Annotated in this window: 20 protein-coding genes; 7 read left to right on the top strand and 13 right to left on the bottom strand. The window is 44.8% G+C overall.

The window, feature by feature from the left end:
* Positions 1–84: 84 nt before the first annotated feature.
* The 6 genes from folA to rplU all read right to left on the bottom strand — a co-directional run bounded on the left by folA (position 85) and on the right by rplU (position 4102).
* Positions 85–564, bottom strand: coding sequence for a type 3 dihydrofolate reductase (gene folA, locus AACT19_RS05420; protein WP_076645650.1), 480 nt, complete (start codon positions 562–564; stop codon positions 85–87).
* A gap of 40 nt (positions 565–604) precedes the next feature.
* Positions 605–1078, bottom strand: coding sequence for a threonine/serine exporter family protein (locus tag AACT19_RS05415; RefSeq protein ID WP_009847830.1), 474 nt, complete (start codon positions 1076–1078; stop codon positions 605–607).
* Positions 1078–1845, bottom strand: coding sequence for a threonine/serine exporter family protein (locus AACT19_RS05410; RefSeq protein ID WP_076645648.1), 768 nt, complete (start codon positions 1843–1845; stop codon positions 1078–1080). The genes AACT19_RS05415 and AACT19_RS05410 overlap by 1 nt, the downstream gene beginning before the upstream one ends.
* A 169-nt stretch (positions 1846–2014) precedes the next feature.
* Complete coding sequence (gene cgtA / locus AACT19_RS05405; protein WP_009847831.1) at positions 2015–3187, bottom strand: Obg family GTPase CgtA; 1173 nt, start codon at positions 3185–3187, stop codon at positions 2015–2017.
* A gap of 326 nt (positions 3188–3513) precedes the next feature.
* A complete protein-coding gene (rpmA, locus tag AACT19_RS05400) occupies positions 3514–3771 on the bottom strand; it encodes a 50S ribosomal protein L27 (protein WP_004735905.1) in 258 nt (85 codons plus the stop codon).
* Positions 3772–3790: 19 nt separating this feature from the next.
* Positions 3791–4102: a 50S ribosomal protein L21 gene (rplU, locus tag AACT19_RS05395; protein WP_004740823.1), complete on the bottom strand. Its 312-nt coding sequence runs from the start codon at positions 4100–4102 to the stop codon at positions 3791–3793.
* Between the two features lie 268 nt (positions 4103–4370).
* Between rplU and ispB the strand changes: the two genes are divergently transcribed.
* Positions 4371–5342: an octaprenyl diphosphate synthase gene (gene ispB / locus AACT19_RS05390; RefSeq protein WP_004735906.1), complete on the top strand. Its 972-nt coding sequence runs from the start codon at positions 4371–4373 to the stop codon at positions 5340–5342.
* A 102-nt stretch (positions 5343–5444) separates the two neighbouring features.
* On the opposite strand, the gene AACT19_RS05385 is transcribed toward ispB, so the two are convergent.
* On the bottom strand, positions 5445–5636 hold the full coding sequence (locus AACT19_RS05385; protein WP_029406084.1) for a hypothetical protein: 192 nt from the start codon (positions 5634–5636) through the stop codon (positions 5445–5447).
* 124 nt (positions 5637–5760) lie between these two features.
* Positions 5761–6696: a malate dehydrogenase gene (gene mdh / locus AACT19_RS05380; protein WP_004735908.1), complete on the bottom strand. Its 936-nt coding sequence runs from the start codon at positions 6694–6696 to the stop codon at positions 5761–5763.
* A 332-nt stretch (positions 6697–7028) separates the two neighbouring features.
* Here mdh and argR point away from each other — a divergent pair, with 332 nt between their 5' ends.
* From argR to AACT19_RS05360, 4 genes are all read left to right on the top strand, one after another.
* Positions 7029–7499, top strand: coding sequence for a transcriptional regulator ArgR (argR, locus tag AACT19_RS05375; RefSeq protein ID WP_004735909.1), 471 nt, complete (start codon positions 7029–7031; stop codon positions 7497–7499).
* A gap of 342 nt (positions 7500–7841) precedes the next feature.
* Entirely contained in the window at positions 7842–8810 is a 969-nt protein-coding gene (locus AACT19_RS05370) for a TAXI family TRAP transporter solute-binding subunit (RefSeq protein WP_017078819.1), read from the top strand.
* Between the two features lie 255 nt (positions 8811–9065).
* Positions 9066–11645 carry a TRAP transporter permease gene (locus AACT19_RS05365; protein WP_017078820.1) on the top strand — a complete coding sequence of 860 codons (2580 nt, stop codon included), beginning with the start codon at positions 9066–9068 and terminating at the stop codon, positions 11643–11645.
* 104 nt (positions 11646–11749) lie between these two features.
* On the top strand, positions 11750–12187 hold the full coding sequence (locus tag AACT19_RS05360; protein ID WP_004735912.1) for a universal stress protein: 438 nt from the start codon (positions 11750–11752) through the stop codon (positions 12185–12187).
* 167 nt (positions 12188–12354) lie between these two features.
* On the opposite strand, the gene AACT19_RS05355 is transcribed toward AACT19_RS05360, so the two are convergent.
* Together AACT19_RS05355 and rluA are read right to left on the bottom strand one after the other, a co-directional pair.
* On the bottom strand, positions 12355–13317 hold the full coding sequence (locus AACT19_RS05355) for a D-2-hydroxyacid dehydrogenase (RefSeq protein WP_076645646.1): 963 nt from the start codon (positions 13315–13317) through the stop codon (positions 12355–12357).
* Positions 13318–13351: 34 nt separating this feature from the next.
* Positions 13352–14086: a bifunctional tRNA pseudouridine(32) synthase/23S rRNA pseudouridine(746) synthase RluA gene (rluA, locus tag AACT19_RS05350; RefSeq protein WP_076645644.1), complete on the bottom strand. Its 735-nt coding sequence runs from the start codon at positions 14084–14086 to the stop codon at positions 13352–13354.
* 158 nt (positions 14087–14244) lie between these two features.
* Between rluA and AACT19_RS05345 the strand changes: the two genes are divergently transcribed.
* A complete protein-coding gene (locus AACT19_RS05345; RefSeq protein WP_076645642.1) occupies positions 14245–15522 on the top strand; it encodes an NRAMP family divalent metal transporter in 1278 nt (425 codons plus the stop codon).
* A gap of 116 nt (positions 15523–15638) precedes the next feature.
* Here the strand turns inward: AACT19_RS05345 and rapA are convergent, their stop codons facing one another.
* Positions 15639–18548 carry an RNA polymerase-associated protein RapA gene (rapA, locus tag AACT19_RS05340; protein WP_017080869.1) on the bottom strand — a complete coding sequence of 970 codons (2910 nt, stop codon included), beginning with the start codon at positions 18546–18548 and terminating at the stop codon, positions 15639–15641.
* A gap of 466 nt (positions 18549–19014) precedes the next feature.
* On the opposite strand from rapA, the gene AACT19_RS05335 reads away from it, so the two are divergent.
* A complete protein-coding gene (locus tag AACT19_RS05335; RefSeq protein WP_004735919.1) occupies positions 19015–20394 on the top strand; it encodes a PhoH family protein in 1380 nt (459 codons plus the stop codon).
* A gap of 199 nt (positions 20395–20593) precedes the next feature.
* Here the strand turns inward: AACT19_RS05335 and tldD are convergent, their stop codons facing one another.
* Positions 20594–22039 carry a metalloprotease TldD gene (gene tldD / locus AACT19_RS05330; protein WP_004735920.1) on the bottom strand — a complete coding sequence of 482 codons (1446 nt, stop codon included), beginning with the start codon at positions 22037–22039 and terminating at the stop codon, positions 20594–20596.
* A 19-nt stretch (positions 22040–22058) separates the two neighbouring features.
* Positions 22059–22871 carry a carbon-nitrogen hydrolase family protein gene (locus AACT19_RS05325; protein WP_076645638.1) on the bottom strand — a complete coding sequence of 271 codons (813 nt, stop codon included), beginning with the start codon at positions 22869–22871 and terminating at the stop codon, positions 22059–22061.
* Between the last annotated feature and the right edge of the window lie 50 nt (positions 22872–22921).

Genomic DNA, 22921 nt, shown 5'->3' with positions numbered 1-22921 from the left:
TACGAGATACGAGATACGAGAAGCTTGCGCTAGCTGGGCACAGTAACGCAAGCATTTTCAGAGCCTAACTCTTAATAACCACAGTTAACGCTCGAGAACCACAAACTCCATATCGTGCTTGTTTTTCTCATCCGCTTGATAAGTATCATTAAAGCTCTGCTTCCAACCTTCTCCCCAGTCTGGGAATTGAGTATCACCATCTACATCAAAATCGATATAAGTCAGGTATAACTTGTTCGCTTTAGGTAAGCAGCTTTCATAGATTGAACCACCACCGATGATCATCACTTCATCAACATCACTTACCAGCTCTAGTGCTTTTTCAATCGAAGTTACCGTCGTTACGCCTTCGATTTCTAAACTTTCGTCGCGGCTGATTACAACGTTCAGCCTCCCCGGTAAAGGACGTCCAATTGAATCGTAAGTCTTACGCCCCATCACGACAGGTTTGCCCATAGTTGAACGTTTAAACCATGCGAAATCTGCAGGTAAATGCCAAGGCATCTGATTGTCTTTACCAATTACACGGTTGTTCGCCATTGCCGCTATCATGCTGATGATCATAAATCGAAAGTCCTGTCCTTACTTGAAAATGAAGTTGAAGCTAGACGATAGGTCTACGACGGTAGAATAACAGCCCAGGCACTGCTAAGCCAACCGCAAGCCCTGCGATAATGAACATCGATTTCAAAAAGTTCTCCATCAACAATGCCAATAGTTCTGGGTTGTATCCTGCTCGGTTAATCTCAACCATGGCAATCATCGCCTTAAAGGCAAACACGCCAGGGACCATCGGAATCAAGGCTGCAACCGTAAATACTTTCGGGTGTGCTAACAATTTATGCGACCAATGCACCCCTATCATGCCGACCAATGTAGCAGCAAAGAACGTCGCCCATTCAATGGGAATGCCGAAATGCATCATTAAGTAACGGCTACCGTGGCCAATGGAGCCTCCGAGAGCACAATAAATTAATGCTCGTTGCGGGACGTTAAACACCAATGCAAAACCAACCGCAGGAATCGCAGCAAAAAACATGTCGTTGAGTAACCCAACAAAAAGTTCAAAAATAGTCATTAGTTCACCCACCCCCATACGTCAGATAGGCTCATAGCTGCGACAATACCTAAGCTTGTAGCCAACGTTAATAAACTGGCCATGGTGAAGCGTGCGAGACCCATATTAATGTGGCCTTTAAGCATATCTGCTACGGAGTTGATCAAAGGAAAACCGGGCACTAGCATCAATACTGACGAAGCCATCACGATAGTGGGTTGACCACCAATATTGTAGAGCACTGCCTGAGCTGAGATAGTGGTGGTGACAAAAGCGGTAATAGCGAAATTTAATAACGGATTGAAATGGCGATGACCGATCTCTTGTCTCACGATCATACCGCAAGCCGAAGCTATAAACGTCATCATAAAGACATGCCAATCTCCGCCAGCAAGACGGCTAAAACAAGCACACGATAGCCCTATCATTACGACAACTAACCAACGGTTGTAGCGTTCAGGACTGATCCCTTGGATCTTCTTATAAGCTAAATCATAATCAAGAATCCCTTTCTCCATCATGATACATACGCGTTGAATCTCGGTTATCACCTGCATATTAATGCCACGATCAGCACAGCTTCGAGTCGTCGTTATGCAATGATCATCCATAACTGTTGTCACAACCAACGCATTGGCTGACAGTGCAACTTCAACCTCATTCACCCCACAAGCAATACCAATGCGGCGCATTATGTCACCGACCAATGTGCTCTCGGCGCCATGAGCTAATAACATTTGTCCTGATTGAGCGACTAACCTTGAGATCGCTCTTTGTTTTGATGCCATGATTTCCTTCCCATAGGCCTTAATTATCTAAAGATAAATTTTGCATAAAAAACAGCAAGACGTCATGATTTAGATACAAAAAAACCGCAATTTTCATTGCGGTTTAATAAAACTATCAGCGTATCTTAGAAAAAACGACCAAAGTGCTTATAAGAAACTACGAGGATTATTAATCACGAACATAGATAACATGACCGTCATCTTCTTCGTCATCCCAATCATCCCAGTCGTCGTCATCTTCAGTAACGACATTCTTACCAGCCATCGCATCTTTATGGTAGTCATCCCACATAAAGTTAACTTTTTCTTCTTCTTCAATTGCTTCAACTTCACGAGGTAGGTTCTCCATGAACTCACCCAGTTTAAAGCAAAGATCTTTGGTACCGATCTTGTTTACAGCAGAGATCTTGAAGTACTCGCCTTCCCAACCCAAAGCTTCAACGATTTCTTGAATCTTTTCGTCAGCTTCTTCTTCAGGCATTAGGTCAACTTTATTGAACACTAACCAACGAGGTTTCTGTGCAACTTTCTCACTGTATTGCTCAAGCTCATCGATGATCGTCAGTGCATTCTGAATAGGATCAGAACCATCGATCGGCAAAATATCGATCATATGCAAAAGAACGCGACAACGCTCAAGGTGCTTCAAGAAACGAATACCAAGACCAGCGCCATCAGCTGCGCCTTCGATCAAGCCAGGGATATCGGCAACGACGAAACTCTTCTCAGGGACAACACTTACCACACCTAAGCTAGGGATTAGCGTCGTAAACGGGTAATCAGCCACTTTTGGTTTTGCAGCAGATACTGAGCGAATAAACGTAGATTTACCAGCGTTTGGCAAACCAAGCATACCAACATCCGCTAGCAGAAGAAGCTCTAAACGTAGTTCGCGAACTTCACCTTTAGTACCCATTGTCTTTTGACGAGGAGCACGGTTAACAGACGACTTAAAGCGCGTGTTACCAAGACCGTGCCAACCACCTTTACCAACCATAACTTTCTTGCCATGCTCAGCAACTTCAGCAACGATTTCATTCGTGTGGATATCAACAGCGCGAGTACCTACCGGTACTTTCATCGTCATATCTTTACCACGTTTACCAGTACAGTTACCACCGCGGCCATTTTCGCCACGCTCAGCATTGTAAAAACGTTGGAAACGGTAATCGATCAGTGTGTTTAAGTTTTCATCCGCTTGAATGTAAACATCACCGCCATCACCGCCATCACCGCCGTCAGGACCACCTTTAGCGACGAATTTTTCGCGCCAAAAGCTTACTGTACCATTACCGCCATCACCGGCTTCTATTTTTACTGATGCTTCATCAACGAATTTCATTTTTTAACTCCGCACTTACGTTGCGTTACCACTCATCAAGGAGTGATATAAATTCTAGCAGATCCGTGTTTAGATCGATCACCTAAGATCTAGATCGATCTGCAACCAAGGAACAAATAAGGAGAGGTTCTTTGCTTTCTGTATCTTAAAAAACAAACGGCTTCTTAATAAAACCAAACTGTTTCTCAAAAATAAAACGGCTTCTCAAAACCAAAACAAGAGCGTCTACTTTTTTATTCTCGCTATAAATAAAAAACCCTGCCGAATCGGCAGGGCTTTTGAATTCAGCTTGAAAGCTAGTATAAATAATCTAATAAAAGATTAAATTACTCAGCTTCGATGCTTACAAACTTACGGTTTTTAGGACCTTTTACTGCAAATTTCACTTTACCTTCAGTAAGAGCGAAAAGAGTATGGTCTTTACCGATGCCAACGTTTGTGCCAGCGTGGAACTTAGTACCACGTTGACGAACGATGATGTTACCTGCAAGAACAGATTCACCACCAAAACGCTTAACACCAAGACGTTTGCTTTCTGAATCGCGGCCGTTATTAGTAGAACCGCCAGCTTTTTTATGTGCCATTGTTAAACTCTCCTAATACTTAAGCGTTAATGCCAGTGATTTTCACTTCTGTGAACCACTGACGGTGACCAGCTTGCTTACGCGAGTGCTTACGACGACGGAACTTAACGATTTTTACTTTATCGCCACGACCGTGTTGTACTACTTCTGCAGTAACTTTGCCACCTTCAACAAGAGGTGCACCAACAGCGATTTCTTCGCCGTTAGCAACAAGAAGAACTTTATCAAATTCTACAGTTGCACCAGTTTCAACGTCTAATTTCTCTAAACGAAGTGTTTGACCTTCGCTTACTCGGTGTTGTTTGCCACCAGATTGGAAAACAGCGTACATATTTTACTCCGCTTTTTCCGCACAGCCTATGGTTGTTAATTCTACAACTCGGGTGTGCGCTAAACTAATCAATAGGGCGCAGATTCTACGGGAATCATGCCGCTATGACAAGCCATATTTTTAAAATATTGGCGAAAACATGTTCGCCAAAGAAAAGTGCGGCAATGATGCCTTTAAGTGATGTATTAATCAACGTTTTTTAGTGTATTATTCAACAATTAAATACAACGTATAAGCCTTACAGGGTCTAACTTCAGCCGGATGAACAATGGATTTTAAAGCTATCCAAACGCTTACTGCCAATGATATGGCAAAAGTGAATGAAACAATTCAAGCCCAACTTAATTCTGACGTAAGTTTAATCAACCAGCTTGGTTTTTATATCGTTAGCGGTGGTGGCAAACGCCTACGTCCTTTGCTTGCTCTTTTATCTGCTCGTGCACTTGGTTATCAAGGTGAAGCTCATATCACCTCTGCAGCTTTTATCGAGTTTATTCACACCGCTACCCTTCTCCATGATGATGTCGTCGACGAGTCGGACATGAGACGCGGTAAAGCGACAGCCAACGCAGCTTTTGGTAATGCAGCTAGCGTTTTGGTGGGTGACTTTATCTACACTCGCTCGTTCCAGATGATGACAACGCTAGGATCCTTAAAGATCCTTGAGTTAATGAGTGAAGCAGTTAACGTGATTGCCGAGGGTGAAGTTCAACAATTAATGAACTGTAATAACCCGGACACTACAGAAGAAAGTTACATGCAGGTCATCTACTCGAAGACCGCTCGTTTGTTTGAAGCTGCAACGCAAATCGGTGCAATTCTTAGCGAATCATCACCTGAAATCGAAACGGCTATGCAAAACTACGGTAAATACCTCGGTACTGCATTCCAATTGATTGATGATGTGATGGATTACACTGCTGATGGTAAAGAGATGGGTAAGAACGTTGGTGACGATCTAGCCGAAGGCAAACCAACACTGCCTCTACTTTACGCAATGCACAATGGTTCTCCTGAACAAACCAGCATGATTCGAGAAGCGATTGAAAAAGCCAATGGTATGGAGCGTCTCGACGACATTATGGCTGTTATGAAAGAGACAGGCTCGTTAGAGTACACAACAAATAAAGCCTATGAAGAAGCAGATAAAGCGATTGCTGAGCTTTCTGTTCTTCCTGACTCTGAATATAAGCAAGCGCTAACCACGCTCGCACACTTAGCTGTTAAACGCAGCAAGTAAGCAGGTTAATAGACAACTCGCTTCTAGCTTCTATATAAATAACAAAAAAGAGCCTCAGGGCTCTTTTTTAGTTTTGAACAAATATTTGTAAGAGAGCCAAATTCAATATCGGCTCGCTTCTAATGACAGCGGCAGTTGTACTTCAATTTCTTCAAGTTCTTCCATTGGCACTGCGTATTGCTCATGCCCATTGTAAGTCTCTACCAAGGCGTACTGCTCTTGCTCGTCAATGACCAATATTTTTCCTAAGCGCCCCAAATATTGGACATTCATACCCTTTTCAACAGTAGCCATAAACTTTACCTCCACCTTGGTTATATAGACAGATACGAACAACTTGAATTTTAGGATCAAAAAAGCCGATCATAATGATCGGCTCTTATTAACTATCTTTTAGCTGAGTTAAATGGTGTCCCGCTTATTTAGCGAATTCAACACCGATCTCAATATCGCCATTTAGCGTTTCTAGCATGCTGTCTAATGCGTTGCGCTCGAAGTCGCTCAGTTCACCGTAGCTAAGGATCGCTTCTGCGCCCTCTTTGCCAAGTTTAACTGGTTGTGCGAAGAATGGTGCGTGCTCGCCTTCACCTTCAACATATGCACATTCAATTACGTTCTCTTCGCCTTGAAGCGCTTTCACTAGAGCAAGACCGAAACGACATGCCGCTTGACCCATAGATAGTGTTGCACTGCCGCCGCCAGCTTTAGCTTCTACTACTTCAGTACCCGCATTTTGGATACGAGTTGTTAGCGCTGCGATTTCTTCATCAGTAAACTCTACGCCTTCAACTTGAGAAAGTAGAGGAAGGATCGTTACACCTGAGTGACCGCCGATAACAGGAACACGGATGTCGCTTGGATCTTTATCTTTCAGCTCAGCAACAAACGTTTCAGAACGAATAACATCAAGAGTAGTAATACCGAATAAACGACGCTTGTCGTAAACGCCCGCTTTCTTAAGTACTTCAGCAGCGATTGGTACTGTTGTGTTTACTGGGTTAGTGATGATACCAACACAAGCAGTAGGACAAGTAACTGCGATTTTCTCTGCAAGAGACTTAACAATGCCAGCGTTCACATTGAAAAGATCCGCACGATCCATACCAGGCTTACGAGCAACACCCGCAGAAATAAGCACAACATCCGCACCTTCTAGTGCTGGTGTTGGATCTTCACCCGCGTAACCTTTGATCGAAACAGGTGTTGGGATATGGCTAAGATCGGCAGCGACACCCGGTGTTACCGGAGCGATGTCGTAAAGTGCAAGATCTGAACCAGCAGGTAGGCGGTTCTTTAGTAGTAGGGCTAGGGCTTGACCGATGCCACCAGCGGCACCAATAACAGCTACTTTCATTGTTATTCTCCTTGAGAGATTTCTCTTATAAATTCTTGGTAGGGTAGTTCTTGAGCTAAATTATGGTTAAAAAAATATATTAATCACAAAGTGATTACAATCAATTAACGCCAGCTTTGCGACTTCGCGCAAGTCAATAAAACCGTGCTACACAGCAAGTTCGCATTATGGCGATAATCGACTGAAATAACAAAATAAGTCGCCACTAATAACACATTATTCTATTAAATTTTTACAGTGATATGACTAACAAATTGCCGTGATACTTTAGCTAAAATTGAATATGTATGCGAGAATATGCAAACATCTTTGTTAATGAATAAGAATGACATATGCGCAATACAGAAAAACAAGACAACTTAGTTCGTGCTTTTAAATCATTACTAAAAGAAGAACGTTTTGGTTCGCAAGGCGAGATTGTCGATGCCCTCAAACATGAAGGTTTTGAAAGTATCAACCAATCTAAAGTTTCGCGTATGTTAACTAAGTTTGGTGCAGTTCGAACTCGTAATGCAAAAATGGAGATGGTTTACTGTCTTCCTGCTGAACTTGGTGTTCCGACAGTTTCTAGCTCTCTGAGAGAATTAGTATTAGATATCGACCACAACAATGCATTGGTGGTGATACACACCGGCCCAGGTGCGGCGCAGCTTATTGCTCGTTTATTGGACTCATTAGGTAAGTCGGAAGGTATACTAGGTGTCGTTGCAGGCGATGATACTATCTTCATCACGCCAACCTTGTCAGTTACCACGAAGCAATTGTTTGATTCTGTGTGCGAACTGTTTGAATACGCAGGATAATTGGTCACAGTTTCATAACCATAAACCTGATTAATGGATCACGAACACCGATTCGCTTCGTGATCCAAATCACATCCTAGAATATCTATCTCCCCCTCTTCAAACACCACTAAACCATTGATTTTAAAAAACTCAGTAGCAAATCAAACACAAGATCTAACCGTCATTTGTTAGATTTTTTAGCTATATCTTTTAACATTTGAGTAATTTTCTGCCAATTTTTGATATTATTCAGCCACTTTTTCATCACATGGATTGAAAAAGGTGCCGTTTCCAAATAGGAAACTCCAGAAACGACTACACTTGTTTCAGGGTTAATAATGAATAAAGGAAGGGAAATTCATGGCATTTACCAAACTTATTAAAGTTGGGGCTATTGCAGCTGCTGTAATGGGCGCTGGCGCAGTTAACGCTCAAGAGTTCATCACAATTGGTACAGGTTCAGTAACGGGTGTTTACTACCCAACTGGTGGTGCTATTTGTAAGCTTGTGAACAAAGGCCGCAAAGACCACAACATTCGTTGTTCTGTAGAATCTACTGGTGGTTCGATCTACAACGTTAACACCATCCGTGCTGGTGAACTAGATTTCGGTGTTGTTCAATCGGACTGGCAATACCACGGCTACAACGGTACAAGTAAATTCAAAGATCAGGGCGAATACAAAAAACTTCGCGCTATGTTCTCTCTACATACAGAACCGTTCAACATCATCGCTCGTACCGATGCTGGTATCAACAATGTGTCTGACCTAGCAGGTAAGCGTGTAAACATTGGGAACCCAGGCTCTGGTGACCGTGCAACGATGGGTGTTGTAATGGACGCTATGGGTTGGACTAACGATAGCTTCAAGCTTGCTTCTGAACTTAAAGGTTCTGAGCGTTCACAAGCTCTTTGTGACAACAAGATTGATGCATTCATCTACATGGTTGGTCACCCGAACGGATCAATCAAAGAAGCAACGACTTCTTGTGATGCAAAACTGGTTTCTGCAACTGGTCCACAAATCGACAAGATCGTAGCTGAAAACCCATACTACGCATACAGCACAGTTCCAGCTGGCATGTACCGTGGTACAGATGCTGACGTAAACAGCTTCGGTGTTGCTGCTACTATGGTAACAACGTCTGACGTTTCTGATGAAGTCGCATACAACGTTGCTAAAGCGGTATTTGAAAACTTCGCTACATTCAAACGCCTGCACCCAGCATTTGCGAACCTGAAGAAAGAAGACATGGTTAAAGCGGGCATCTCAATCCCTCTTCACCCTGGCGCAGTAAAATACTACAAAGAAGTAGGCCTTCTAAAGTAATTCTACTTTAAGCCTGCTCTACCAATAAGGAGGCATGTCCTCCTTATTGGCTTTTCACGTTTTATAAAAATAACCCAAGTGAAAAGAGACAAACCTTTAAGTTTCTCCAATTTGGCGAACTTACCTTCGTATCAAGCCTAAGACAAAGACGAACAAAAAACGCATTTCCCTATCCATTCGCTACACTAGATAGGAAATAAATAACGTCTCGTTGTTCGTAAGAAAGGCAGACCATCAATAATAAGGATAAAGTACATGACGCAGACAACATCACCGTCTCCAGATGTGCAAGAAATGGTGGCACAATCAGACACTGGTGCGCGTAGCCCTCGCGGTATCCAAGGCCGTATTTTATGGTTTGTGCCTCTATGTTGGTCACTGTTCCAACTTTGGTATGCATCTCCGCTGCCGTTCATTTTTAACTTCGCAATTTTAAACGACACTGAAGCTCGAGCAATTCATCTTACGTTTGCCATCTTCCTAGCCTTTACCGCTTATCCAGCCATGAAAAATTCACCTCGGGATAGAATTCCTGCGGTCGACTGGATATTAGCGCTGGTTGGTAGCTTTTCAGCTTCGTATATCTATATTTTCTATACTCAACTCGCTGAACGTTCAGGCGCACCAACAACATTCGATATTGTTGCTGCTGTATTTGGTATGGTTCTACTGCTTGAAGCAACACGACGCGCTTTAGGTCCACCTCTTATGGTTGTGGCTGCAGTCTTCCTACTTTACACCTTTGGCGGTCCACACATGCCAGACGTTATCGCCCATAAAGGTGCAAGCCTGAACAAGGCAATGTCGCATCTGTGGCTAACAACTGAAGGTGTATTCGGTGTTGCTCTTGGCGTCTCTACGTCATTCGTATTCTTGTTTGTACTGTTTGGTGCAATGCTAGAACGCGCGGGCGCAGGTGCTTACTTCATCAAGGTTGCGTTCTCTTTACTTGGCCACATGAAAGGCGGCCCAGCGAAAGCAGCCGTTGTTGCATCTGGCCTATCCGGTCTTGTGTCTGGTTCATCTATCGCTAACGTGGTAACCACGGGTACTTTTACGATCCCTCTAATGAAAAGAGTCGGATTCTCAGGTGAAAAAGCCGGTGCTGTAGAAGTTGCCGCTTCAACCAATGGTCAATTAACTCCACCAATCATGGGTGCTGCTGCATTCTTGATGGTTGAATATGTGGGTATCTCGTATGTAGAAGTGATTAAAGCGGCGCTATTGCCTGCTCTTATCTCTTACATCGCCTTGATTTACATTGTTCACTTAGAAGCATGTAAAGCAGGTATGACTGGTCTACCTCGTCGCCACACACCAACTATCGTACAAAGCCTACTGTCTTTCACTGGTACCATTCTTGGGCTATGTGTCATCAGTGCTGCGGTTTACTACGGTGTCGGCTGGACGAAAGATGTCTTTGGCGATGCAGCAACCCCTATTGTTACCGTTGCTCTATTGATCTCTTATGTAGCCTTGGTTCGAGTATCAGCAAAATATGCCGCTGAAGGTGGCATGGACATCGATGCCGAGCTAACAGAAGTACCCGATCCAGGCCCAACCATTAAATCTGGCCTGCACTTCCTACTGCCTATCGTGGTGCTTGTTTGGTGTCTGACTGTAGAGCGATTCTCTCCAGGTCTTTCTGCCTTCTGGGCAACGGTATTCATGATCTTTATTTTGATCACACAGCGTCCTTTGATGACTCTGATGAACAAATCTGACGATCTTGCAGAACAAACTAAAGCAGGTTTCGTTGACCTATTAGAGAGCTTGGTTTCAGGCGCGCGCAACATGATCGGTATCGGTGTAGCAACAGCTGCTGCGGGTACGGTTGTCGGCGTGGTTACTCTGACGGGTATCGGCTTGGTAATGACGGACTTCGTTGAGTTCATCTCAGGCGGTAGCATCATTCTTATGCTGCTATTCACTGCGGTAATCAGCTTAATCTTAGGTATGGGCTTACCAACAACGGCGAACTACATCGTTGTATCAACGCTGATGGCTCCGGTAATTGTTACCTTAGGCGCGGCGCATGGCCTGATCATTCCTCTGATTGCAGTTCACTTATTCGTGTTCTACTTCGGTATCTTAGCCGATGATACACCTCCGGTTGGCTTGGCAGCCTTTGCGGCCGCCGCGATTGCAAAATCAGACCCGATCCGTACTGGTATTCAAGGCTTTACCTATGATATCCGGACCGCGATCTTGCCATTCATGTTCATCTTCAATACCCAATTACTGTTGATGGGCATTGATTCTTGGTGGCATCTATTCCTCACTATCTTCTCTTCTGTGACGGCGGTACTTATCTTTGCCGCTGCAACGCAAGGTTGGTGGTTTACCAAGAACAAATGGTGGGAAACGATCCTATTATTGGTTCTAACTTTCTCTTTCTTCCGCCCTGGCTTCTGGTGGGACATGATTTATCCAGAGAAAGTTCTTTCACCTGGAGTTGAGATCGCTCAAATCACAGAAGGTCTATCTGTGGGACAATCTCTTGAGTTAAGAGTGGGTGGCGAAAACTTAGAAGGTGACTATTCTGAGAAGACGGTTCGCCTTCCATTTGAAGATTCTGCGACAACAAGTGAAGACCGCATTGCTTCAATGGGCTTAATGCTGACGAAATCTGAAGGCAAAATGATTGTCGACATGGTTGAGTTCGGTAGCCCAGCAGAAGCGGCTGGCATTGACTTTGATTGGGAAATTAAATCAGTTATCCAAGACGCAGAAAGACCAATGAAAGAGTGGGTATTCTTACCATCCCTACTCATTTTGATTGGCTTAGCGATGAACCAAAGAAGGCGTGCTCGTAAGGATGAGATTAGCGCGTAATGGATAGAGCCAAGTAGCGCTCAACTCTATTTGGCTTTATTACATGGAAAGGATAATCACAGCGCTTGGTCAATACTAAGCGCTGATAAAAAAGAGAAAAACACATGTATAAACAAATCCTTGTTCCTGTTGATCTTAACGACAAAGGCTTTTCTGACAAAGCTGTTGAATTAGCGGTATGGCACGCAAAGCACAGTAACGCTGAAATCCATATCTTGAACGTATTGCCGGGCATTCACATGTCGATGGTGGCGTCTTACTTCCCGAAAGATGCAGCAAACCAAATGAAGCTCGATGTGAAAAATCAGCTGAAAGAGTTTGCAGACAAGTACATCGACGATGAAGTGGTTTATAAGGTTCACGTTGCCGAAGGTAAAACCTACACAACGATTCTAGATTACGCAGAAAAGCTTGGGGCGGACCTGATTGTGATGCCTAGTCATAAGCGCTCGAAAATCGACAAAGTGGTACTGGGTTCAGTGGCGAGTAAAGTCGTACAGAATTCACCAATCAATGTATTGGTCATCAAACCTCAAGGCTAATCGCTTCTGGCTTCTGGCTTCTGGCTTCTGGCTTCTGGCTTCTGGCTTCTGGCTTCTGGCTTCTGGCAGATAAGCTAAGTCGAACTACAGACAAAACATCTAAAAAGGTTGGCTCAAAGCCAACCTTTTTTATGTCTGAAGCTGAGTGTATAACCGCTTACTGCGGCTTAACTGACGAGATTCTGCGGCTTACCAGAAACAAAGGCATCAATGTTATCGATTAAGATATCAGACAGCTTTTGAATTGAGCTATCACTGCCCCACGCCACATGTGGCGTTAATAGTAAATTTGGCAAATGACTGTTAGCCAGTAATGGATTTGAGTTGTCAGCCGGTTCTTGTGTGAACACATCCATACCCGCGCCCGCAATCTCTTGATTTTTCAAAGCTTCAACTAAGGCTTGTTCATCCACGAGTCCACCGCGGCCAGCATTAACTAACACCGCATTTGGTTTCATCATTGCTAGCTCTCGCTCTGAAATCAGGTCTCGAGTCGCTTCGGTCAATGGACAATGTAAGCTGATTGCATCTGCTTGTTGTAACACCGTATCAAAAGGTAGATACCCTTCTCGACAAGAGTCAGCCCCTTTACGCTCAGCAAAGATGACATTCATACCAATTGCTTTAGCCAATATACCTGTTGCTTGTCCTAAGCCACCACTACCGATTAAGCCTAATGTACTGCCTGCAACATCTTGAATCGGATGAGTAAAGAAGCAGAATTGTTGGTCCTTTTGCCACTCGCCGGCTTCGATGTCTTGATGGTAACCAACGAGATTACGCTTTAACGCAAATAGCATCGCGATAACATGCTCAGGTACCGATTGAGTCGCGTAACCTTGCACGTTTGTCACTGCGATATTGTTACCCTTGCAGTACTCTACATCGACATTGTTCACACCCGTTGCTGAAACGGCTATTAGCTTAAGCTGTTGTGCTTGAGCTAAATTCGATTCGTTGAGCACCACCTTATTGGTAATAACCACATCAGCGCCTTCAATTCGTTCAGACACTTGCTCCGGCGAAGTGAAATCATACTCAACCCACTGATGTTCAAAGCTGAGAGGTTTTAAATGGATTTGAGATGGGATGGTGGCTCGGTCGAGAAAGACCACTTTCAACTTCGGCATTGTACGTCCTTGCATTGGTATTGATTTAACCATTCTAAGCTTTTAGCTTGCTGTAGTCTGGAAGCTCTGGCGCAATTTCAAAGTGCTGTTCAATTTGCGGTGATGCTTGAGGGTAAAACTCACACGGAACAAAGGCTTTGAAAAGCTGATTATTAGCCGGATGATAAAAGCTCAGTTCACACGCGTGCAGAGCTAACCTATCACTATAGTTAAACGCATCTGGCGTTGCATAAAACTCGTCGCCAACGATTGGATTCCCTAGTTCCATGCAGTGAACACGTAACTGATGAGAGCGGCCAGTGATCGGCAGCAACTTCAACAATGCCGTTTGAGCCTCTTGTTGCTCCACCACATAGCGAGTCTGTGATGGCTTGCCATCCCCGAAGCACACCTTTTGTCTTGGTCGATTTGGCCAATCACAAATGAGCGGCAGATCAATCAAACCTTCTGCTTCTTCTACTGAACCCCATACTCGGGCGTAATAGAGTTTGTGTGTCAGTCGATATTGAAATTGCTTCTTCAAATGACGCTCAGCTTGTTTGTGTTTAGCGAGCAGCATCAACCCCGATGTCGACATGTCCAGTCGATGCACCACCTGAATCTCCGCAAATTCGACAACCAACCGACTCCACATACTGTCGTAATGCTCTGGCAATCTCCCTGGCACCGAAAGCAGGCCTGCAGGCTTGTTCACCACAAGAATATCGTCATCTTGATAAACAATATCAATCCACGGTTCACGCGGTGGTGTGTACTGTTCTAACGCCATTAAAGCCTCTTAATTACTAGTGAATAAATAATTTACGGTTGATTCGTTTATTAATAAATACAATTTTCGACATTTTTGTACATAAAAGTTGACGACCTTACAAAACATGGTATTGATAGGGTAACGGATAATAAGAAGTCAGCATCAAAGGAAAAATGATGGAAAGTACGGTTAAAACCACCAGCACAAAAACACCAACCTCAGCTCCCCTATCAAGTTTAATTAAGTCTCTTGGCCCAGGCATTATGATGGCCGCAGCAGCTGTAGGTGGATCTCACTTAGTCGCCTCAACCAAGGCTGGTGCGATTTATGGTTGGCAGCTAGCCGCGCTTATTATCCTCGTAAACATATTTAAGTACCCGTTCTTCAAAGCTGGTATCCAATACACACTAGGAACGGGTCAAAGCTTGGTGGAAGGTTACTCTAACCTAGGCCGCCCATACCTTGTGATCTTTTCGATACTGAGTGCTATTTCCGCAGTCGTGAATACCGCAGCCTTGCTGTTATTCAGTGCGAGCCTACTCAGTTACTTTATTCCTTTCGATTTAGCCACCAGCACCTTGTGCATGATCGTTTTAGCGACCTGTTTGATCATTCTTTTTGCGGGCCATTACCGCGCGCTCGACACTCTCTCTAAAGCGATCATGGCGATCCTGACCATCACAACCTTAGCTGCTGTTGCGATTGCTATTGGCTCTCCAGTCGAACCTGATGCCGCTTTTGTGCCACCATCACCTTGGTCATTGGCAGCTATCGGATTTATCGTGGTGACTATGGGTTGGATGCCTGCGCCTATCGAGATCTCAAGCATCACCTCTATGTGGCTAAAAAGCCAAAAAGAGAAACAAGACGTGACCGCTCAATCTGCCCTGTTCGATTTCAATGTAGGCTACATTGGTACGGCATTGCTTGCATTGGTATTCGTTGCTTTAGGTGCTCTGGTACTTCACGGCTCGGGAGTTGAATTGTCTCGCTCTGGCGTTGGCTTCACTCATCAGTTGGTCGGTATTTACGCCTCTACAATTGGTGAATGGTCCCGTCCACTGATCGCAATCGTCGCCTTCTTCTGTATCTTTGGCAGCACCATTACCGTTATCGATGGCTACTCACGCGTACTTGCTGAATCACAGCGTCTACTGCTTAAAAAAGAGAGCAGCCCAAGAATGCTACAAGGGTGGATAATCATCGTATCTATCGCTGCGCTAGCAATCGTAATGTTCTTTAGTGCAGCCTTGATGCCAATGCTCGATTTCGCGATGATACTCGCCTTTATCACGACCCCATTCTTCGCATTACTGAATTTCATTTTGGTGAGCAAAGCAGAGCTACCTAAAGCGCTTGCGATTGGTAACAAACTGAAATGGTTATCGATAGCCGGTCTCACTTACTTGTTTGGCTTCTTAGCTCTGTTCGTTTGGTGGAAATGGTTGATGTAATCAGCTCTCCAAATTCCTAGCCAATCTCTTAACCAAACTGTTAACTAAGTTATAGATACAAATAAGGCCTTCATGATGAAGGCCTTATTTCGTTAAAGCATTTAGCTAATTCAAACCTAGTTGTGAGAAACCACAATCAAGCGTAATGAATCTAGCTGAACCTGAGCCTTGCTGATGTAACCGGTCAGTTCATTGATTTGAGCTTCGATAACCTCTAGCTCTTCATCACGAATGTTAGGGTTAACCGCTTTAAGCGCTTGTAGACGCTCTAGCTCACCGTTCAAGTTGGTTTGCATATCTTTCTGGGCTTGCTGACGAACTTCTTCAACCTTCGGCAGTACATGCGTCTCACCAGCTTCAATTAGCTTGTGAATTTCACCCTGTACTGAATTCACCAACTTGCTTGCCAAGTGACGGTTCACAGGGCTTAGCTGACGGTTAAAGCTATCGAACTCAACCTGAGCAGATAAATCGTTACCACGACCATCCATCATCAAACGAATCGGCGTCTTAGGTAAGAACTGGCTGATCCCGCTGCGCTTTGGCGCTTGTGCATCAACAAGGTAAACCAGCTCAAGCAGGATAGTACCAACAGGTAACGCTTTGTTTTTCAGTAGCGATACCGCAGACGCACCCACACCTTCACTCAATAGCAGATCAATACCGCCCTGAATCATTGGGTGTTCCCAGCTAATGAAGTTCATGTCTTCACGAGACAGCGCAGTTTCACGATCAAACGTGATGGTTGCACCTTCATAAGGTAGGCCTGGGTAGCTTGGAACCATCATGTGCTCAGATGGCGTTACAACTAGCGCATTTTCACCCTTATCGTCTTGGTTCAAACCAATGGTATCGAACAGACTCAGTGCAAAAGACACTAGATTAGTATCACCGTCAGTCGACGCGATCTTTTCTGCAATCTCATGCGCTTTTTCGCCGCCATTTGAGTGCATTTCTAGTAGGCGATCTCGGCCTTTTTCTAGATCTGATTTCAGGCTTTGGTTTAGCTTCGCTGATTCTTCAATCACTTCATCAAGCTGCTCGGTATTACCAGATGCCAGCATTTCGATCAGTACATCAGAATACTTATCGTAAACTGTGCGACCTGTAGGGCACGTCTCTGCAAATGCGTTCAGACCTTCATCGAACCAACGCGCTAGAATCGCTTGCGATGTGCCTTTTAGGTAAGGAACGTGAATGTCGATATCACGCAGCTGACCGATACGGTCCAAACGACCAATACGTTGCTCAAGCAAGTCTGGGTTGAATGGCAAATCGAACATCACTAACTGGTTAGCAAACTGGAAGTTACGACCTTCAGAGCCGATTTCACTACAGATAAGAACCTGAGCGCCACCCTCTTCTTGAGCAAAGTAAGCCGCGGCTTTATCACGCTCTAGAATTGACATGCCTTCGTGGAATACGGTTGCACGCACACCTTCACGCTCACGTAGTGCTTGCTCTAATTGAAGAGCAGTACTCGCACGAGAGGCGATCACTAGGATCTTTTCGCTGCGCTTATCTTGGATCTTTTCAATCAACCAGTTCACACGTGAATCGAACTGCCACCAGCTTGAATCTTCACCTTCAAACTCTTGGAAGATCTCTTCTGGGTACAGCATCTTCATCGCACGAGCTTCGGGAGCCATTTTGCCACCGATCATGCCTGATACACGCATAGAGGTTGTGTACTGGGTTGGGATATCCATCGGCAGTAAGTTTACATTGCGCTTAGGGAAGCCTTTGATTGCAGCACGTGTGTTTCTGAAAAGAACACGACCTGTACCATGGCGATCCATAAGATTATCAATCAGTTCTTGGCGAGCTAACGCTTGCTCTTCTTCGCTGCTATCGCCCTCGATAACGCGGAATAGAGGCTCAACATCTTGTTCAGATAGAAGCTCAGTGATCTGATTCTTCGCGCTGTTTTCAAGCTTCACGCCAGAGAACAATGCCGTTACTGCATCAGCAACAGGGGCGTATTGGTCTTCTTCTTCCACGAATGCTTCGTAATCGTAGAAGCGATCAGGATCAAGCAGACGCAGACGTGCAAAGTGACTCTCACGACCCAGCTGTTCAGGGGTTGCTGTCAGTAACAGTACGCCAGAAGTATTTTCAGCTAATCCTTCAACCACTTGGTATTCGCGGCTCGGTTTGTCTTGGCTCCACTCAAGGTGGTGCGCTTCATCGACAACCAACAAATCCCACTCACCTTCAAGTGCTTGCTCGTAGCGCTTACGGCTCTTGCGTAGGAAATCCAAAGAACACAGAACGTATTGCTGTGTATCAAATGGGTTATCTGACTCCGCGAAGGCTTCAATACAACGCTCTTCGTCAAAGATAGAGAAGTGCAGGTTGAAACGGCGCATCATCTCTACTAACCATTGGTGTTGTAGAGTTTCAGGTACCACAATCAGAATGCGTTCAGCACGGCCAGACAACACCTGTTGGTGAATGATCATGCCTGCTTCAATGGTTTTACCTAGACCCACTTCATCAGCCAGTAAAACGCGCGGAGCGTGACGACGACCCACTTCATGAGCAATGTACAACTGATGAGGAATCAAACCAGCGCGCATACCACACAAGCCACGCATCGGGCTCTTATGTTGTTGGTATTGATTGCTTAGCGCGCGGTAACGAAGCACAAAGTTATCCATACGGTCGATTTGACCTGCGTACAGCTTATCTTGTGGTTTGTTAAAGCGGATCTGGTTGCTTAAGAATATTTCACGCAGAGTCACCTCTGTCTCTTGAGTATCTTCACGAGTGCCCAAATAAGTCAGTAGCCCTTTATCTTCGATAACTTCTTCGACAGTTAGAGACCAACCTTCTTGGCATTCGATGACATCGCCAACATTAAACGTTACTCGGGTTACGGGAGCATCAGTGCGTGCATAAACACGATTCTCTTCTGATGCTGCAAACATTACTGTCACTGTTCGAGCATCCATTGCTACAACGGTACCTAAACCTAAATCGCTCTCCGTATCGCTTATCCAGCGTTGCCCCAAAGCAAATGTCATGAATCGACTACCTCAATCTTATAGTTGGAATTTGGTCATGTTAACTGCAGTTTTAAACAAGAGCGTTATCGCGCTTGAACTAAAAATATAGCTAAAGATGCCTAGTTTGCAGCCACTTTTTAAGTGCGCTCTTAATAATAAATATCTCGAGAAAATGGTGCAGAAAAAGGTCGCTAATCTTACTCGATGCTGTGATTTAGGTCACGCCTAAAGGAGATGATTTCATACTTTTTTTCTGTTTTCGCCAGTGCAATCAAACTGTCAAAAAATCATGGGTAATCTATAGGTAGCAGATTGCTGCTCTCAAACGAATACGCCATATTCATTCACAACGATATGGCGATATTTCTCTAGATGAAGTTTAGGTGAGTAGTTGACTATCACCGGAATGAGATACTAATCTTTATATGAGCTTTATCTACGTTCAATGAATGCAAGGCAAGCCGCACGTCGGCAAGGAGATGCTATGGGCGAGACCAACCGGAAGCTATTTGTTTTAGACACTAATATCCTACTTCACGAACCCTTCGCTATATTTTCTTTCCAAGAGCACGATGTCGTTATCCCCATGACCGTGCTAGAAGAACTCGACAGAATCAAAGACAGTAAAAGAGACGTTGCTCGAGATGCGAGAATTGCGATTCGAACGCTCGAAGACTTGTTCAGGGAAGCCACACCAGACCAAATATCGGAAGGCATTCCTTTTTCTAAAGACATAAACGCATCTGGCAGTATTTCAATACTCGCTGACTACGAACTTCAAGAAAGCATCAAAGCCTTCGCCGATGACAAGGCAGGCGATAACCGAATCCTCAACGCAGTTCTTTACCTTCAAAACAAACGCGCACCACGCGAAGTGGTTCTTATCACTAAAGACATCAACATGCGCTTACGAGCCAAAGGCGCTGGGGTCCGCTTTGTTGAAGACTATCAAACCGACCAATTGATTGATGACATCCAATACCTCACTAAAGGCTTTCAACAACTCGAAGGCTCATTCTGGGATGGCGTCGATAACGTCGAAAGTAGGAGTTTAGGCGGAAAAACGCTGCACACCCTAGCGAGAGCACCTTTCGATCCAACCTTCCTCAACCAATATGTGATTGACGAAGAAAGTGACTTTGCTGGTCGTGTAGAAGAGATTGAGGCCGAACGCATTACGCTCAGAGATCTCAGTCGAGAAAGGTTAATGAACCGCAAGACATGGGACATTACACCTAAGAATGTCTATCAAGGGATGGCGATTGATGCACTGCTCGACCCTGATATCGATCTGGTGATTCTAACGGGCGCTGCAGGTAGTGGTAAAACACTGTTAGCCATGGCTGCCGCACTTGAACAAACCATAGAGCGTAAACAATTCGATAAGATCATCGTAACCCGAAACACACCCGATATCGGTGAGTCGATTGGTTTCCTTCCCGGCACCGAGGAAGAAAAAATGCTGCCTTGGTTAGCGGCGGTGACCGATACACTGGAAGCTCTGCACAAGAACGATCACTGCACCGAAGGCTCGATGAAGTACATCTGTGACAAAGCCAATATCCAGTTCAAATCGATTAACTTCATGCGTGGTCGCTCAATCCAAAATGCCTTTGTCCTTTTGGATGAGTGTCAAAACCTCACTGCTTCACAAATCAAAACCATCATCACCCGTTGTGGTGAAGGCACCAAGATCGTCTGTTCAGGAAACCTAGCTCAGATAGATTCATCCTACTTAACCCCTGTAACTTCAGGCTTAACCTACATGGTCGAGCGTTTTAAAGACTTCGAAGGCAGTGCCAATATTCACCTCAATGGTGTGGTACGAAGCCGACTGGCCGAGTTTGCTGAAGAGAACATGTAACGGTTCGGTTTAGTAAATAGCGATCCAGAAACAGAAAAGCCCAGAGACAGAAAGCCCAGAAACAAAAAAGCGCCTCACATTGGAGGCGCTTTTAACTTTAGCTTTAGCTTTAGCTTTAGCTTTAACTTTAACTTTAACTGCAACTGAAACTGTAATTTCAACTAGCTTGCTATAACAAATCTGCTGAAGTTGGTCTGAATTACTCAGTACCACCAACCGTTAACGAGTCTAGTTTCAATGTTGGTTGACCAACACCGACTGGTACGCTTTGGCCAGCTTTACCACACACACCAACACCACGGTCAAGGCTAAGGTCGTTACCCACCATAGACACTTGCTGCATCGCTTCGATACCCGAACCGATTAGCGTTGCACCTTTCACTGGGTGAGTGATCTTACCGTTTTCAATCATGTACGCTTCAGAAGCGGAGAACACAAACTTACCAGAAGTAATATCCACCTGACCGCCACCAAAGTTCGGCGCGTAGATGCCTCTTTCAACCGTCGAGATAATCTCTTCAGGAGTATGCTCACCTGGCAGCATGTAAGTGTTGGTCATGCGCGGCATAGGAAGGTGTGCATAAGACTCACGACGACCATTACCTGTAGGCGCTACACCCATTAGACGAGCATTAAGCTTATCTTGCATGTAACCTTTTAGGATGCCGTTTTCGATTAGCGTGTTGTACTGACCATTAACGCCTTCATCATCGACGTTCAATGAACCACGTAGATCCGTTAATGTACCGTCATCAACAATCGTACATAGGCTTGATGTGACTTGCTCGCCCACTTTGCCAGAAAATACTGAAGACTCTTTACGGTTGAAGTCACCTTCTAAACCGTGGCCTACCGCTTCATGCAGAAGAACGCCCGGCCAACCCGAACCAAGAACGACAGGCATTGCACCAGCAGGTGCAGCAACCGCTTCAAGGTTAACTAACGCTTGGCGGATTGCTTCATCAGCAAATTGGTAAGCAACCTGAGAACCATTAGCATCACTTAAGAAGAAGTCGTAACCAAAACGACCACCGCCACCAGCACTGCCACGTTCACGACGATCGCCTTTCTGAGCAAGTACGCTAATAGACAAGCGAACCAGCGGGCGAATATCACCAGCGAAAGTACCATCAGTTGCCGCAACCAGCATCTGCTCATGTACACCACTTAAGCTTACCGATACTTCAGTTACCATCGGCTCTTTAGTACGAATGTAAGCATCAAGCGCTTTAAGCAATTCTGTCTTTTGCTGCTTTTCCCAGCTTGCTAGCGGGTTTACCGCGTCATAGTAAGCTTGGTTAGAGTTGCGCTTGAAAGCTTGTACCTTGCCGTTTTGGCCTTGTTTAGCGATACCGCGAGCCGCGATTGCACTCTGTTTAAGGCCATCCAATTGGATTTGGTCAGAGTAAGCAAAACCGGTTTTTTCACCAGAGACTGCTCGTACACCAAGACCACAATCGATATTGAAAGAGCCGTCTTTAATAATGCTGTCTTCTAGCACTAATGACTCGTGCCAGCTTGACTGAAAATAAATATCAGCATAATCAATTTGGCGGGTAGCAATGCTCGCCAATGTATCTGCGATATTTTGCTCCGTCAGCCCTGTTGGGTTCAGTAGCGCTTCTTCAATTTGATTAATGCTCATAAATGGCTCTTGTTTGTAATTAAAATTGATTGGTAAATCGAGTGTGTTGCGCGATTGGCATATTTTGCCTGATTGATTCGCAACTGGATGTGTCTATCTCAACCACCATACTTTTAGGATCTTGGTCTAGCTGTGCGACCACTCGTCCCCATGGATCAACCACCATTGAGTGTCCCCATGTTTCTCTTTGACAAAGGTGTTTTCCCCCTTGCCCCACCGCGACAATCCACGATTGTGTTTCGATCGCGCGGCATCTTAATAATGCTTCCCAATGCGCTTGACCCGTTACCGCAGTAAACGCTGCTGGTACCACTATGATTTGTGCACCTTGCTTGCGTAACTCTGAATACAAGTGAGGAAAGCGCACATCATAACAAATACTCAAACCTAAGCGACCAAAAGGCGTTTCCGTCGTCACAACTCGCTCACCCGGCGTGAAAATATCCGACTCTCGATAGCACTTGTGCGCATCGGCGACATCCACATCAAACATGTGTAGCTTATCGTAATGAGCAACTAGGCATCCAAAGTCATCAATCACTAGGGTTGTAGTGGTCACGCCTTCAGCTGTGCTTATCGGCATACTACCGACAACGATCCACATTCGGTGAAGCTTGGCTAACTCAAATAATTTCTTTTGTAGTGGGCCATCATTTAGAGGCTCAGCATACTGGTGATAGTCGGCTTTACTGCCAAAAACTAACGCGTTTTCAGGACACACAACCCACTTAGCCCCCAACGCTTTGCACTTTGCTACTTCTTGAGCAAGGTAAGCAAGGTTCAATTCAGGGTTAGGGCCAGATGTCATTTGAATCAACCCAACACTATCCATGTGTCTCGCTCCTCTATTCATTATGATTCAGAAATCGGCATTTGACCGTA

The sequence above is a fragment of the Vibrio sp. 10N.222.47.A9 genome, from assembly GCF_963872585.1.
Lineage (GTDB): Bacteria > Pseudomonadota > Gammaproteobacteria > Enterobacterales > Vibrionaceae > Vibrio > Vibrio splendidus.
This window is presented reverse-complemented; position numbering and strand designations above follow the sequence as displayed.

Excerpts from the sequence above, each read along its gene's own strand:
- folA (WP_076645650.1), bottom strand. The coding sequence starts at position 564 with ATGATCATCAGCATGATAGCGGCAATGGCGAACAACCGTGTAATTGGT.
- AACT19_RS05415 (WP_009847830.1), bottom strand. The coding sequence starts at position 1,078 with ATGACTATTTTTGAACTTTTTGTTGGGTTACTCAACGACATGTTTTTT.
- AACT19_RS05410 (WP_076645648.1), bottom strand. The coding sequence starts at position 1,845 with ATGGCATCAAAACAAAGAGCGATCTCAAGGTTAGTCGCTCAATCAGGA.
- cgtA (WP_009847831.1), bottom strand. The coding sequence starts at position 3,187 with ATGAAATTCGTTGATGAAGCATCAGTAAAAATAGAAGCCGGTGATGGC.
- rpmA (WP_004735905.1), bottom strand. The coding sequence starts at position 3,771 with ATGGCACATAAAAAAGCTGGCGGTTCTACTAATAACGGCCGCGATTCA.
- rplU (WP_004740823.1), bottom strand. The coding sequence starts at position 4,102 with ATGTACGCTGTTTTCCAATCTGGTGGCAAACAACACCGAGTAAGCGAA.
- ispB (WP_004735906.1), top strand. The coding sequence starts at position 4,371 with ATGGATTTTAAAGCTATCCAAACGCTTACTGCCAATGATATGGCAAAA.
- AACT19_RS05385 (WP_029406084.1), bottom strand. The coding sequence starts at position 5,636 with ATGGCTACTGTTGAAAAGGGTATGAATGTCCAATATTTGGGGCGCTTA.
- mdh (WP_004735908.1), bottom strand. The coding sequence starts at position 6,696 with ATGAAAGTAGCTGTTATTGGTGCCGCTGGTGGCATCGGTCAAGCCCTA.
- argR (WP_004735909.1), top strand. The coding sequence starts at position 7,029 with ATGCGCAATACAGAAAAACAAGACAACTTAGTTCGTGCTTTTAAATCA.
- AACT19_RS05370 (WP_017078819.1), top strand. The coding sequence starts at position 7,842 with ATGGCATTTACCAAACTTATTAAAGTTGGGGCTATTGCAGCTGCTGTA.
- AACT19_RS05365 (WP_017078820.1), top strand. The coding sequence starts at position 9,066 with ATGACGCAGACAACATCACCGTCTCCAGATGTGCAAGAAATGGTGGCA.
- AACT19_RS05360 (WP_004735912.1), top strand. The coding sequence starts at position 11,750 with ATGTATAAACAAATCCTTGTTCCTGTTGATCTTAACGACAAAGGCTTT.
- AACT19_RS05355 (WP_076645646.1), bottom strand. The coding sequence starts at position 13,317 with ATGCCGAAGTTGAAAGTGGTCTTTCTCGACCGAGCCACCATCCCATCT.
- rluA (WP_076645644.1), bottom strand. The coding sequence starts at position 14,086 with ATGGCGTTAGAACAGTACACACCACCGCGTGAACCGTGGATTGATATT.
- AACT19_RS05345 (WP_076645642.1), top strand. The coding sequence starts at position 14,245 with ATGGAAAGTACGGTTAAAACCACCAGCACAAAAACACCAACCTCAGCT.
- rapA (WP_017080869.1), bottom strand. The coding sequence starts at position 18,548 with ATGACATTTGCTTTGGGGCAACGCTGGATAAGCGATACGGAGAGCGAT.
- AACT19_RS05335 (WP_004735919.1), top strand. The coding sequence starts at position 19,015 with ATGGGCGAGACCAACCGGAAGCTATTTGTTTTAGACACTAATATCCTA.
- tldD (WP_004735920.1), bottom strand. The coding sequence starts at position 22,039 with ATGAGCATTAATCAAATTGAAGAAGCGCTACTGAACCCAACAGGGCTG.
- AACT19_RS05325 (WP_076645638.1), bottom strand. The coding sequence starts at position 22,871 with ATGGATAGTGTTGGGTTGATTCAAATGACATCTGGCCCTAACCCTGAA.